General features: G+C 39.2%; 11 protein-coding genes, 1 tRNA gene and 1 pseudogene. 4 read left to right on the forward strand and 9 right to left on the reverse strand.

All coding sequences use genetic code 11. The features are described from left to right. The 9 genes and pseudogenes from ABWP91_RS13785 to ABWP91_RS13825 form a co-directional block, all read right to left on the reverse strand. Positions 1–424: pseudogene (locus ABWP91_RS13785) on the reverse strand (ImcF-related family protein); the annotation flags it as partial. A gap of 1 nt (position 425) precedes the next feature. Next, positions 426–1,508 carry a KPHS_23130 family T6SS system protein gene (locus ABWP91_RS13790; protein WP_353243718.1) on the reverse strand — a complete coding sequence of 361 codons (1,083 nt, stop codon included), beginning with the start codon at positions 1,506–1,508 and terminating at the stop codon, positions 426–428. Between the two features lie 21 nt (positions 1,509–1,529). After that, positions 1,530–1,787: a PAAR domain-containing protein gene (locus ABWP91_RS13795; RefSeq protein WP_219248521.1), complete on the reverse strand. Its 258-nt coding sequence runs from the start codon at positions 1,785–1,787 to the stop codon at positions 1,530–1,532. 87 nt (positions 1,788–1,874) lie between these two features. Continuing rightward, positions 1,875–2,171 carry a hypothetical protein gene (locus tag ABWP91_RS13800; protein WP_353243719.1) on the reverse strand — a complete coding sequence of 99 codons (297 nt, stop codon included), beginning with the start codon at positions 2,169–2,171 and terminating at the stop codon, positions 1,875–1,877. A 194-nt stretch (positions 2,172–2,365) separates the two neighbouring features. Continuing rightward, on the reverse strand, positions 2,366–3,433 hold the full coding sequence (locus tag ABWP91_RS13805) for a Tli4 family immunity protein (protein WP_502935814.1): 1,068 nt from the start codon (positions 3,431–3,433) through the stop codon (positions 2,366–2,368). Between the two features lie 40 nt (positions 3,434–3,473). Beyond that, positions 3,474–4,985: a lipase family alpha/beta hydrolase gene (locus ABWP91_RS13810; protein WP_353243720.1), complete on the reverse strand. Its 1,512-nt coding sequence runs from the start codon at positions 4,983–4,985 to the stop codon at positions 3,474–3,476. After that, complete coding sequence (locus ABWP91_RS13815; protein WP_353243721.1) at positions 4,907–5,215, reverse strand: hypothetical protein; 309 nt, start codon at positions 5,213–5,215, stop codon at positions 4,907–4,909. The genes ABWP91_RS13810 and ABWP91_RS13815 overlap by 79 nt, the downstream gene beginning before the upstream one ends. Positions 5,216–5,264: 49 nt before the next feature. Beyond that, the gene (locus ABWP91_RS13820; RefSeq protein ID WP_353243722.1) at positions 5,265–7,778 is read right to left on the reverse strand and encodes a type VI secretion system Vgr family protein; all 2,514 of its coding nucleotides are present in this window, start codon (positions 7,776–7,778) and stop codon (positions 5,265–5,267) included. Between the two features lie 622 nt (positions 7,779–8,400). After that, positions 8,401–9,471: an NAD(P)H-dependent amine dehydrogenase family protein gene (locus ABWP91_RS13825; RefSeq protein ID WP_353243723.1), complete on the reverse strand. Its 1,071-nt coding sequence runs from the start codon at positions 9,469–9,471 to the stop codon at positions 8,401–8,403. Between the two features lie 361 nt (positions 9,472–9,832). On the opposite strand from ABWP91_RS13825, the gene ABWP91_RS13830 reads away from it, so the two are divergent. From ABWP91_RS13830 to ABWP91_RS13850, 4 genes are all read left to right on the forward strand, one after another. Then, positions 9,833–9,909: transfer RNA gene (locus ABWP91_RS13830), tRNA-Ile, on the forward strand. A gap of 1,311 nt (positions 9,910–11,220) precedes the next feature. After that, positions 11,221–11,562 (forward strand): helix-turn-helix domain-containing protein, encoded by a 342-nt coding sequence (locus tag ABWP91_RS13840; RefSeq protein ID WP_353243724.1) that lies wholly within the window; start codon positions 11,221–11,223, stop codon positions 11,560–11,562. 67 nt (positions 11,563–11,629) lie between these two features. Further along, positions 11,630–12,160, forward strand: coding sequence for a fimbrial protein (locus tag ABWP91_RS13845; protein WP_353243725.1), 531 nt, complete (start codon positions 11,630–11,632; stop codon positions 12,158–12,160). A 74-nt stretch (positions 12,161–12,234) separates the two neighbouring features. Continuing rightward, positions 12,235–12,771, forward strand: coding sequence for a fimbrial protein (locus tag ABWP91_RS13850; protein WP_353243726.1), 537 nt, complete (start codon positions 12,235–12,237; stop codon positions 12,769–12,771). The last annotated feature ends 20 nt before the right edge of the window (positions 12,772–12,791 follow it).

The following is a 12,791-nucleotide window of genomic DNA, read 5'->3' on the forward strand; positions in this document are numbered from 1 at the left end:
TTTCCTGCCAAATTTCGTGGGACAACCGCGGCGCCAGTTTATCAACGGCGGAGGGGGAGCCGATAAGCAGTTGGATGGAGACTTTTCTACGCCAAAAAAGGCCGTAGTGGGATTGGAGGTAGCCTTTTACCTCTAAGGGGATTGTTGCTCGGTTATCAATCACCTTAGTTGATTTATTGATTGACTGATTCAGCGGTTTATAGCCAATTTGCTGTATCTTTTGCTTGAGTCTATTTAGGTTGGGATAAAACATAATACCCACTAAAGCCACGGCAAAGAAAACAGATAAAATAGTCAGAAAGTAATTAATATTAAAAGCGTAGGATTGATGAATTATAAATGCGATAACCAATATTAACGCCATAAAACCAAATAGGAGTAAAAATAATGTCCATCGTGATAAATGATTAGATGATTGTTCCATATTAAGACCTATCGCTAATATAAACAGCATATCCCGTATTATCGGGGGTTATGTGGACTAAAACTTGATCAGTTTTTGTTTTCTGAGCAATGTCAGAGACAAGGGATAAATAGGTAAAAAAGGCATTAGGGTGTGCTTTAGCATAAGATAAATTGATAGAGTTAATGGGGCGAGCCCTATTAAAATCAATTTGGTTTTCGGCATAACCCAGTAAAACTATTTCTGTTTGTGGCTGGCTTATATTAGAAAGCCAAGTCTGAAAAAAGTTTTTTCGTGATATTCCGCTGTAATTAACAAATTTATTAAATTCAGTACCAAAGGCGTTGCTATCGAAAGTCATGACACGTTCTATCGCGATAAGCTGATTTGCCGATTGGCATATTTTATTGTCTTGGCTAAATAACTGAGCAGAAACAAAATGGCTATATGCGTCATCTTGCTGAATAGTGACCACTAAAAATGTATTTCTATTCTCATTATCATAATTTAAAAAAAGAGGCTCAAATGAAGATAATAGAATAGGTTTTAGGTGCCATTGATTGAAAACTAAGACATCAGGTGAGTTGATGCCAGAATGGCAGATTAAATAAATGACAGATAATGTATTTCGGTAATTCTTACACTGTTTTTCAATTTTTTGATGTATTTCACTAAATAACTCTTCATCTATTTCCTGTAATAAAGGCCGGGGCTTTTCTGGAAACATAGGGATGTCTCCTGAATGTGTTAAAAAAACGTCAGTACCTTGTTTGTCAGGTGTATAAATCACATTAGCAATCGACATAATAGAAGACTGGCTCCATGATTGCCATTGTGATTTCGTGAGATCCTTTTCATTTTCCCAATTATCATGGGTCATTAATGAATGTTGATAGCGTATATATAAAAAAGCGAGAAGAATAAAACCAATCAGTAAAATAGCGGGAACAGTCAATAAAAGTAAGTGTGCTTTTTGTTCTGCTGAAAGCGTTAAACTGTATGTATAAATACCCCCTATAAGAAGCGTGAATGCGGCAATAATTGGCTTATATTTAGGTGGGGTTAATTTTGTTTTATTTGGAATAACGGGGATTTCCCAGCGCATAGCGTAATAACCTTTGATAAGTTAGACAATATTGGCAGTGGGCTCTGAACTGATAACATGGCAACCACAGGCACAAAGGCACTGGTCAACAACAATTGCGATATTATTTTCAAACGCAGAATCAGACCCTTGTATAATGGTATTATTACCGTGCTTTGAGCATGATATTAAGTCACCAACCAATGCAACTTGTTTGCCGTTAATAAATAGGGTTGATGAAGCAGAAATAACGTAGCCACCATGTGTGTTTCTATCACCAAGACAGACCATTCCTTTCATAGTAAACCAACTTAAATTAAATAGTTATGATTAATAAATATAAATTAATGACTATTCTATAAGCATTAAAATAGTCATCAGATAATTTTAAAGCCCCTGTTCTTTACAATCATTGTCTGTTAATAAAGATAAACGAATAGAAATATCTTTGTCAGCAATTTCAGGTATGACTAAAGGGTGCCCATCTTTATCTAAACGGCCATAATAATCTTTACCTTCCGCAGTGATTTTATAGCATTGTCCTTCATTAGAGTCGCCAAAAGGGCTTGCTATCGTAATGTTTTTATTTCGCTCGGTGGTCGCTGTTTTTGTCGCACAACCTGAAATGGCGGCGATGCTGATAATTAAAGAGGACAGTGTAAATAACTTTAAATAATTGTGCATAATAGCTCCTTGAAATAAAATAAGAAATAATTAAGGTGGTTTTAATTGTTGCTCTAGCCATAAAGCAGAGCAGGGGTTAGCGATTTAAATTATGTAATATAAAAATCATATTATTAAAATGGCCGATATAATATATTAGTGAGTTGCAGTATGATTGCTTGGGTGATAACGGTCTAATTATTATGTGGTAAAGACTAAAATGCATTGGGTTTATAACGCAGTGACCCAATAATACGATCCCAAATTTCGACCATTTGCGCTTCGCTGTATGAGGTGAATTGCTCTTGATTATGCATAAGAATATGTAATTTAGGGATAGTCAAAGAACCCGTTGCTTCATTCGCGTGAAACATAAAGAAATAATACGGCAAATTGGTGAGCCTTTTGTTTTCTGTGTCTGAGTAAACGTCTTGTTCACCTTTTACCAACCATTGTTGTGATGGAATATCACTGGGGGATAAATTTCCTTTTTTAATTGTTTCTCTGTTTTGTTGGCGTATGGCTGCATTTATTTCAGTACTTCGACTAAGTAAGGTATCATCAGAGCCTGCAAAGCGGTTATCCGATTCAACCGAGAAAATAAATTCACCTGTATCGTAAACAAAAGAAACTTGCTGCTTAGTTTTTTCATTGTCATCTAAAATAAAACCATTTGGAATGCAAACGCCTTTTTCCATCGGAATTTCGTGATCTAAACGGCCACTTAACCGCGAAATTAATGACTGCATAGCGATTAGTTGAGATGGTCTAGTATTAGTTTTTGCCTCTGTAAATCCAGAGATCTCAATATATGATTTTTTTTCTTTAGCATATTTAGGGGCAGATAAGTCTAAAATATCCGTAGTAATGATAAAAGCGATATGATTAATATATACATGCGCTTCTAGAGTTCTATAAGCATCATCGGAGCTAGGTTGATTTCTATCAAAAATAACCCCTTTGCCATTGGGTAGCTGAATAACTTGTTTCAGCATAGGGGCATTTCCAGCGCTGGTTTTCCATTCTCGTAATTCTGTTTCACGCAACGCAATACGTTGTCGAAATGCTGGGGGATAAATAAACTGACTTTCAATTTTAAAATCACCAATATACACACTGTCATGTAGTCGATTACTGAATGAATCAGGAACATCAATAACATAACGGCCAATACATTGGGGTTTGGTTTCTTCAAATAAATTTTCTATCACCACTTTTTCCTTGTCAGTCAGTTGAATGCGGGCTTGCTGTTCTGTAAAAAGAATAAGCCCCACCAGTATCATTATTACGGTAAGTGTTATTGCACCCCAATAGAGGTTTTTTTTAGTTAGCTGCACGGATATCTACCTCTTGTACCATCTTCACGATAGCTCTTAATGTAAACTGGATAGCATATCGATTTTTAATATCATTAAGGTTATCTACGGCATAGGCATTTTGATGATCCACATCAGTGGCAAAACTACTTTTTATACAAGCACTTTTTGTTATATCAGCTAAGGATTCTATTGGCACAGTGCCATCACCAGACCCTTTAGATGATTCCAAAATAAATTGCTTATATGACAGACCACTTTCAGCCCCCATGGTTAGTGCATTATTTGAATCTATTTCACCATAACGTACCACATAGCGATTATTTTCCTTTGGTTCTGGAAAATAGGGGCGGCCAGAGTACGGGTTCATATAAGATTTTCCCTCAACTTCTTTTTTCCATGTAAGAAAATTGTCTGACTCAATTTCTGTTCCGTAAAAAATATAAGTATTTGGATGATATTTGCCTTTCTCTTGATGTATCATAAATTTCTCTACTTTATTTCTCATTAAAATAGAGTAGTTCTCCCAATTACTATCAATATCAATTTGTTGTTTATCAAGAATATCTGGCTCATATAATCTCCACCACACATCTTCACGTAAATAAATTTCATCAAAAGGGTTAAATTTTCCGGTGGTTAAATTGTCTTTTGTGGGATAACTACCTTCATCTTCAATGGTTAACCATGATGCTTTATATTTAGGGTAAGGAAGAAGTCGTAGAGGGGCGGGGGCAAATGCAAGGACAGACATCAGTTCTTTCGCAGTAGAACCTAAGACTGCACCCGCGATACCCTCCTGCCCAGCTCCAACCTTCATTCTTCTGTAGGCGGCAGGTGAGCCTAAGTCTGGAATAACACCATGTACAACACCTAATACTTTATCTTGGCACCCTTGAAATGAACCCTCTGGTGGGTTCATGGCATAACGTGCAATGAGTCCCCCCATTGAATGGGTCAAAATAATGACTTTTTCTATGGCTAAACCATATCCATGTTCCTTTCTATAAGTACCTAAAACCTCATCAACATAGATTGCCAGATTTTTAGCGGAAATCGCATTATCTTCAAGCCAGTTATAGCCAAAGACATGAACAGAAAATAAGAAGTGTTTAAAATGTTCCAGCTCTTCCTTTGTTAATACAGTTTCATTTGTTCCACCAATAGGGCAGTCAACGAGTTGGCTTAACACACCTTTAGTATTAAAGTAATTTCGTATTTTTTCAGCGTCATCATTTTTTACCATGTTTAATACATCTTTTTGCCAATCATCCATTAACGAAGATTGCAATACTTCAAGAAAAGAACCGTAACTTAAAAATAGCGCTTCTCCCCAACGTCGCACTTTTCTTTTAGGTAACATCTTTCCATCATCACCAAAAGGTGTTGATACATTCAGCAGATATCGGCCCCTATTATCAACAAGAGTAGATTTAACATTTAATAACTCCCTCTTTTTTTTCCATCTAAATTGGTAAGGTAGAGCGTGTCCATCCCCATAAGCATATCCGCTCGCCAAACTGAAACTCCATCTTTATCTTTAAGATTCGTCCCCATTATCCCCGGAATAAAAATCACGGGGATCACTTTTGTTGGGGGTTTAATACAGTGAGCTTCAGCATTAAGGGATTTATGTTGTGCAGTGGCATCATCCCAAATAACTTCGCCATTTTCTGTCCATTTGGGTAAATGGTAGGAAATATTTTGACATTCACCTTGAGGGGAGGTGCCATCAGAATTGTTATTCATCTCTATTCCTTTTAAATTATCACGCATTAAATAGGGTAATACCTGCTATTTACTTAAGCTTAATGAAAACGTTGTCAGGCCCTAAATTGTCTTGTGAGGGAATGTTCCCCGAGGTGTCAGAGGTTTTGCGTTCAGTTGTTTCGTTGGTCGTCATATCAACTGAATGTGAATTTTGTGAAACGTCATCAGGGTAACAAGTAACAACTTTCGGTTTAATAGCAAACTCAGAGCTTTCCCATGATTGCATTGCGACATTCATACTTTGCCCTCCGAATTTCTGCCAGACGGCACTGCGCTGGATGATTTTATCGGGTGCCGCACACTCCACGGTGCCATCTGCAATGCGAATATAACCGCCGCCACTGGTTAAAATAATTTCCTTTTTGGCTTTAATAATCACTTTGCCATCATGGCTGCTAATGCTTAAATCCTTTAGCGCATCTAAGGACATTTCATCGTGCTGCGCTTCAATGGCGATTTTGCCTTGATTCGCAAAAATTTTGATCCCAAGCCTTTGGGCAAACAGGCTAATAATTTCCCCTGCGGCAACGGTGAATTTTTTGGCAATACTAAAATCTGCGCTATTACGGGCGGTATTGATGATATTTTCCCCTGCGGAGGTTTGAATACTCTTAGGGGAGGTGTGTGCAATGCCCTCAGGGGATGAAATCAGCAGGGCGGCTTGCTTAAGTTCGTTAAGCGTTTCAGATAAAAGGTCTTTTTGTGTTTGCAAATCAGCAAGCTCAGCCTTTGCAACGTTAGCGGCTTCTTTTAATGACTCGGTAAGTTGTTGGGCTTGTTTTAACTGGGCAATGGCCTCTTCCATCGCCAGCACATCGCCGCCAGCTTTCTCTTGCTTATCGGTGGAGATAAACAACCCTTTACCTGCCCGAATTGCGCCCCAGCTGTCGGTGCGCAGCTCAAAGCCATCGCCACGTTTTTTCCGCTCACTATCCACCAAATGCCCCAAATTGAGCTGGGTTTTACCGCCGTATTCGGTGCTGACTTTAATGTGCTCTTCGTCGCGGCGGTCTTCCATGCGCAGTTTGTTATTGGCAGGGGTGCGAATAACGTTGCGGGTGCGATTGAGCTCCGTAATATGGTCGGGGTGGACGGAATCGTGCAGGGCGTGGGCGATATACGGCCTGTCGGGGTCACCCTCGTGGAAGGCAATCGCCACTTCGGTGCCTTGAATTAACGGAAAATGCATCCCATAAGTTCTGCCCGCGTAAGGCTTGGCAAGGCGCACGGGCATGCTCTCAAACCCCGCGGGTTTGTCGTCACGGTCGGCGTCAAACTTAACCCAATAATGGCCGTTTTCGTTTTGGCGGGCGTAGATGTCGCTCTCAATCGGGCTGGTGACACGAGCGGTTAAGGTGCCTGAAATCACTGGGCGGGGTTTTAGCTCAGGGCGCCAGCAGATGGCTTCCGTGTACGGCACGCCATCAAATGTCACGATGAGCGCATTGGCGCGGCTGGCAGCAAAGTGCAAACGGGTTAATAACACGGGGGATTGAAATACCGTCGGCAGGGTGGAAATCGGCGAATTATCAGTGATTTCTAACACCATCAACGGTACCACATCGGGGGCGGTGGTTTTCCCGTTCAATAAGGTTTGGCATGCCAGAAAGCGCTCGAGGTCTAAGTGTGCCCAAAAGTTCGCGGTTTCAGGCTCGGGCTGATATTTGTCCCCGCGAGTGAGGTGGCGCGCTTTGTAGTGGTAGACGTCACCGTATCTCGGCGTCTCATTTTCCCCGTGGCTTCTATCCACCACTCTGGAAACCAGTGGGTCATCGGCAATCAGCGGGTTGTAATCTTTGGTAAAAACACTGTTTTCAACCACTTGGTGGCGCAATGCTAAGCCCCAAACGCTGTCGGCGTGGTTATCACTGAGCCCCGATGGGCTGTTTAATGGCAGGGATTTGCCGTAAATATAGCCGCGCTGGCTGTCGGTAAAGTTAATCACCTCGGTTTGGGTGTCGGGTTGCAACGTAAAGTGATAAAAAATCCCCACCTCGCTAAGCAAACGCTCAATAAACTGCTTGTCATTTTCGTTAATTTGGTTGATTTGCAGGCGCTTGGGGTATTTTTGTTTCAGGGTAAATTCAAATTGCCAGCCTTTAAAGTTGTGATCACGCAGGACTTGCTCTACCACTTGGGGGATTGATTGGTTGATAAAAAAGCGGTGGGTGCGAAATTGGTGGCGCAGCAGGGCGAAAAATGGCTCGATAACCAGTTGGTAGCGCGCTTCGTCCGCAGAGCCCGATAAGCGCTGGAAATCCGTTACGGTGCCGTGCACCCGCTTGGTGACGGTGCGCGTTGGCACACCCAGCATGGTGGTGGCGGGGGCGTTAAAGGTCAACGTGGTATAGCGTCGCAGCAGTTGCTCGGGTTGCAGGTCTTTATCGGTACTGGTAAAGGTGATTTCGTAGCGGTAGGTGTCGCTAACGGCTTCATCCCCAGTGAAGTGCTCCACATCCAACAAGCCTTGGTAGCCTTGCACGTCAAGCTGGTAGCGGTTTTGCCCGGGTAACAGGGCTTCGGCGATTTCGGGTGCTCGCATGTTTTGGCTCCATTTATTCAGTTGTCGTTAAGTACGCTACCGCCCATCACCACTCGCTTAGGTGCATTAGCATTTGTTTTCTGCGTCTTCTACGTATATCGATTGGGGAGAATATAAATCAGTTTATTTAATCAGTCATGATATGCGAATAATATGTGGTTATTTGTTTTTGGTTGGGCTTTTTTGTCACAGTTGTATTATATATCAAATAATTGAGTGGTTATTTTGAAGTGTTAATGGCGGTTTTTAGATAAGAGATATAAAGTGTAACACAACGTTTCAGTACGTTTTTTTAAGAGAATATATAAATAAAATTACTTATAAATTGTGATGTGTGCATTTATTAGTCTATTCGTGATGATGTTGTGAAAATGACTGTAATACAGGCGTAATGCAATCAGGCTAGAAACCCGTTTTGCTGCTTAGAGGGCAATTTTGTATTTTACTGGGCGAACCCCAAAAGAAATCAGTCGCATTTTTGTTTTGGCGGAAAACGTTATTTGATGAGTAAGCACAGAGTCACAACCTGCGTTGTAAATAAAAAGGCCGCAATGGTATGCATTGCGGCACTGTTGAACACTGAACTAAACGGTATTACACCTTAAGGTATGTTTCTCTCTGTTTATAAGTATTCGTGCATCGGTTTAGTCATATAGACATTGTTTGGCATTTTTTCCGTGGTGGTATAGCCTGCCGGGCTATTAATTAGTGCTGGAATACGGTTAACCAAGTTTGCACAGGTGAGCTCAACCGTTGCTGGGTTATTCACCTCGATGGCGGTGTCAGGCTCACCGATTAACTGCCAGCTATTTTTATCACATTCATCAGCGGTTAAAATTTTCCCAATACATTCGGTTTCGAGGGTCACACCTTCAGCTGTTTCGGTGATGACAACGGCGGATAATCCAAGCACATCGCCTTTTTTCACCGTCATTTTCAGTGTGTCAGAGTAAATATCGGCTTGTGCAATTTGTGGAACGCAGCGTTGTGTTTGACTGGTGATGGTTAAACCTAGGCGACTGCATAACCAACCATTTTGTGTCCACATATAAGGCGGTGCATATTCGCCACTTTCAATTTTTTGGGAGATAACGTCATAAGGTAAGTCATTGTAATTGCCAATTTGCTGGTTAAATTCATCAACGGTAAGCCCCGCACCATGGCCGATTGCTAAGGCAATCCCGTAGTCTTCCACGTTATAGCAGCTTGAGCCTTTGATTTTTACCAGTTTGTGCATTGACCCTGCTAAGGTATCGATGAGCACACCCCAATACATATCGGGGTAGCCGCTGCCTGCTAAGGTACAGTTATTAGCTTTCGCTAATGCATCAAGCTTTTGGGTAATTTCGGGGGATGAATTCCAAGGGTAAAGGGCTTCTTCACCAGTTGAGATTGCATTAACGCCATGGCGAGCGAACAGTGAGAATGCGTCTTCTAAGTCAGCCATGGTACTAAGGGTCGCAATAATCCCGACATCAGGTTTTAAAGTTTCGAGGGTTGCATCCGCTTCATGGAGAGGCTGCACTTTTACGCCTGTCGGTTTAGTACCCGCGATTTCGCCGATATCTTTACCAATGACCGCATCGTTGATATCAAAAGCCGCCACAACTTCAGCGCCATGTTCTTGCAAGTAACGGATTAAAAATTTGCCCATTTTTCCGCAACCATATTGAACTGCACGTACTTTTTTCATCGTTTTTGTCCTATATGCGAATTATCTATGAGTCATATTGGAAGATCTAAGTTATAAAATTATTGTTCTATATCAATCATTTGAATAAAGGATGTTTAATAAAATTGATTGCCTTTATGGGGCCATTTACAGGGCAAATTTGATATAAAACAGTGCTAAATATAAATAAAGTATATGAAAGCTTATCTAACAAAAATTGGCAGTCACTCGCAAAAAGGGAATATCGTGGTGTGATTGATGGATTTGGGGAATGCTATTGCATTGAAATATAAGTGCGATAACGGTTTTGCACACAATTTCACCATACGGTTTTGAAACACTAGACCTACGATAAAACTGCACGTATAATCCATCCCACTTTGGCCCCTTAGCTCAGTTGGTTAGAGCAGTCGACTCATAATCGATTGGTCACTGGTTCAAGTCCAGTAGGGGCCACCAAATTTTAGCTGTTAAATCAGCGCATTAAGCCACTTTTAACGAAGTGGCTTTTTTGTATCTATCAGAAATTGTTCCCTTTTTGTCCCCCTAATATTTTTTACTGCCCCTGATTATTTCGTGACATGCCATGACAACCTTTATTTTTTCAAAAGTATGTCACGTTAATTCCCCTAATATTTTTGTAGTTCATTTCAGTTTTTCAATTTGCTCTAGTGTGATGGGCGATGTTTTTGGCGTTTTTTCTGCTCGTTCATCCCGTAACGGCTTAACCCACCGAGACATAGTGAAAAGATCAATATTCATGCTATTAGTTGCTTTATTGGGTAGTTAATAAACGCAGGGAGATATTGGGAGTTTATTTTGATGAAAATATATTATTTTTATCAATCTAAATGGTTATTCATAATTTTAAAATTATGAGGTTGAGTGGGCTAGGTTTTATTTTAAATTAAAAACCATTTTTTTGGACTCGCTTTATTTTATTGTGGGTTTTATCCGTTTTTATAAACTCATGTTTTTATGGAATTTGAGTGTTGCTTTAATGACAGTATTATTCCCTGATGAATAAATATTTATATTTCAAAATGAAATTCTCATCTTTATTTGATGCTCATTATAAGCGTATATAGCATTAATGATACCGTTTACTGTATTACTTTATGTATTTTTAGTTAAGTATAAAAAGTGCTCTTTTTTAATTTATTCACTTTATTTGTATTTTTTTGTGGGTTTTAATTCTTTCCTGTATTATTTTTTTGGGTTTATATGTCGTTAGCTTTTAGGGGAATGCGTGGCTTTTAAAGATGAAAACATGAATGTATTTTATTTTGTTAGTGTTTATTTCTATTTACTCGTATTTGGTGTTCTTATAACTCATTGAATTTAAGTAGTATATGTGTATTTTTTTGTTTTATGGCTAAAATTGATACCCGTAAAATGAGTTTTAGCGTGGTTTTTGTCGTTTTTTCATTACGACTTTATTCTAAGTATTGCAATTTATTAATTTTGGTTTAAAAAGTTTTTTTTCTTGGTGTTTTTAGATTATATCTCTAGTTGTTGGTTTTCATTTTTTGAGTTATCAAAAAATGATGTTACATGAGGTTTTATTTAACCGATTGATAATGATGGTTATTTTGTCATTGTTAAAAAATGTAACGTATTTGTTGTTGTTAAGAAAATCAATGTTAGTGATTTGATTTCAGTAATCTACTCCTTATAATTGTGAGTATTCGAATGGCTATTTCTATATATCTATGTAAGAGCTTCTAATATTAAAATTGAGTGATTTTAATTCTCAGGTAAATAATTAATATGGGTATTAATAAAGATTTCTTTAATGACCAGTTAGAGAATCATGATAATTTCTTTTCAAAATTTTGTGGAGCTGTTATCAAGAAATTACGAAAAGAGGTTGGAGTGACTGGTGCTGAGTTAGCAATGAAATTAAATGTATCGCAGCAGCAAATGTCTCGATATGAACGTGGTATTAATAAGTTTTCAGTGGGTATGTTATTTAAAATGTCAATTGTTTTAGATGTTCCATTCGAAAGATTAATTAAATATATATTATCGGAGATGGAAGAATCTAATTCTGATGAGATTGCGATGTTGAAAAAAACAATTTCAGCATCTGATACGACCTACTTTTATTAATTTTAGTAGATGGAATGTTTTGTAGTAATAAAAAATATCTAGTTATTTATAATTTATTGAGGAATATATGAAAAAGTTATTTTTATTAGCATTAGTTTCTGGTGCTATGAGCACTTCTGTATTTGCTGCTGATATGGGACACGGAAAAGTCACTTTTAAAGGCTCTATTATTGATGCGCCATGTTCTATTTCACCCGATTCAATTGATCAAACTGTTGAGCTTGGGCAAATATCAAATATAGCGTTAGTTGGTGGGGGCAAATCTAACCCACGAGCTTTTGATATCGCTTTAGAAAATTGCGATGTAACAGCCTTAAAGACAGGTGTGCAATTAACATTTAGTGGTGCAGCTGCTTCATTTGATAATACAAATAAAACGTTAGGCATTGTTGGTACTGGCTCAGGAGCAGGCATACAAATTACGAATGGCAGCGGAAATGTAGTTATTTTAGGAAAACCAACGCCATTCCAAAATATTCAAGATGGTAATAATACTCTGCGCTTTTCTGCATATTTAATGGGTAATGGTGGCGATATTAAAACGATTACGGCGGGTGAATTTAGCTCCGTAGCTGACTTTACGTTGTCATACGAATAACTGCTTAGTAACCAGCAAAAAAGGATATTTTGCTGGTTTATTTCAAGTGTAAGCAAGTGTAGGAGGAGGAAGCAATGGGATATTCAACGGTCGGGAGGCTGCTTTCATTGAGCCTTAGTATCTGTGCTCTCATAAATATTTCCCCTGCCAATGCGCTAGGCTCGGTAAAGATGAGTGGCAGTATCATTGAAACAGCCTGTGCTATTGATGTTGGTAGCCGTGATCAAACCATTAATATGGGCAGCCTCTCTCTAAGTGATATCCGTCGAGATGGGCAGGGGCCAGTACATCCATTTGTTATTAAGTTAGTTAATTGCGTTCTTGAACGCCAAAACCCGAATAAACCGAATTGGCAATACTTTCGAGTCACCTTTGATGGTGCACATCAACGTGGATTATTTAGTGTGAACGGACAAGCCAAAGGTGTCGGACTACAAATCCAGCGTAATGACGACGGAGAAATTATTGTTCCAGGACAGGCTCTGCCTGCCCAAACCTTGATGCAAGGCTCCCGTGATTTAGCTTACGAATTAAGGTTAGTAGCTAATCATACTCCATTAGCATCAGGACAGTACTACAGCCAATTACGCTTTAAATTGGATTATGAATAATCCAATTATTGATTTTATTA

Origin of the sequence: Providencia sp., assembly GCF_040396775.1 — a bacterium.
GTDB lineage: Bacteria > Pseudomonadota > Gammaproteobacteria > Enterobacterales > Enterobacteriaceae > Providencia.

Bases quoted from the DNA above. Each gene is read 5' to 3' on its own strand.
- ABWP91_RS13820 (WP_353243722.1), bottom strand. From the start codon at position 7,778: ATGCGAGCACCCGAAATCGCCGAAGCCCTGTTACCCGGGCAAAACCGC.
- ABWP91_RS13815 (WP_353243721.1), bottom strand. From the start codon at position 5,215: ATGAATAACAATTCTGATGGCACCTCCCCTCAAGGTGAATGTCAAAAT.
- ABWP91_RS13840 (WP_353243724.1), top strand. From the start codon at position 11,221: ATGGGTATTAATAAAGATTTCTTTAATGACCAGTTAGAGAATCATGAT.
- ABWP91_RS13825 (WP_353243723.1), bottom strand. From the start codon at position 9,471: ATGAAAAAAGTACGTGCAGTTCAATATGGTTGCGGAAAAATGGGCAAA.
- ABWP91_RS13805 (WP_502935814.1), bottom strand. From the start codon at position 3,433: ATGATACTGGTGGGGCTTATTCTTTTTACAGAACAGCAAGCCCGCATT.
- ABWP91_RS13845 (WP_353243725.1), top strand. From the start codon at position 11,630: ATGAAAAAGTTATTTTTATTAGCATTAGTTTCTGGTGCTATGAGCACT.
- ABWP91_RS13790 (WP_353243718.1), bottom strand. From the start codon at position 1,508: ATGCGCTGGGAAATCCCCGTTATTCCAAATAAAACAAAATTAACCCCA.
- ABWP91_RS13795 (WP_219248521.1), bottom strand. From the start codon at position 1,787: ATGAAAGGAATGGTCTGTCTTGGTGATAGAAACACACATGGTGGCTAC.
- ABWP91_RS13800 (WP_353243719.1), bottom strand. From the start codon at position 2,171: ATGCACAATTATTTAAAGTTATTTACACTGTCCTCTTTAATTATCAGC.
- ABWP91_RS13850 (WP_353243726.1), top strand. From the start codon at position 12,235: ATGGGATATTCAACGGTCGGGAGGCTGCTTTCATTGAGCCTTAGTATC.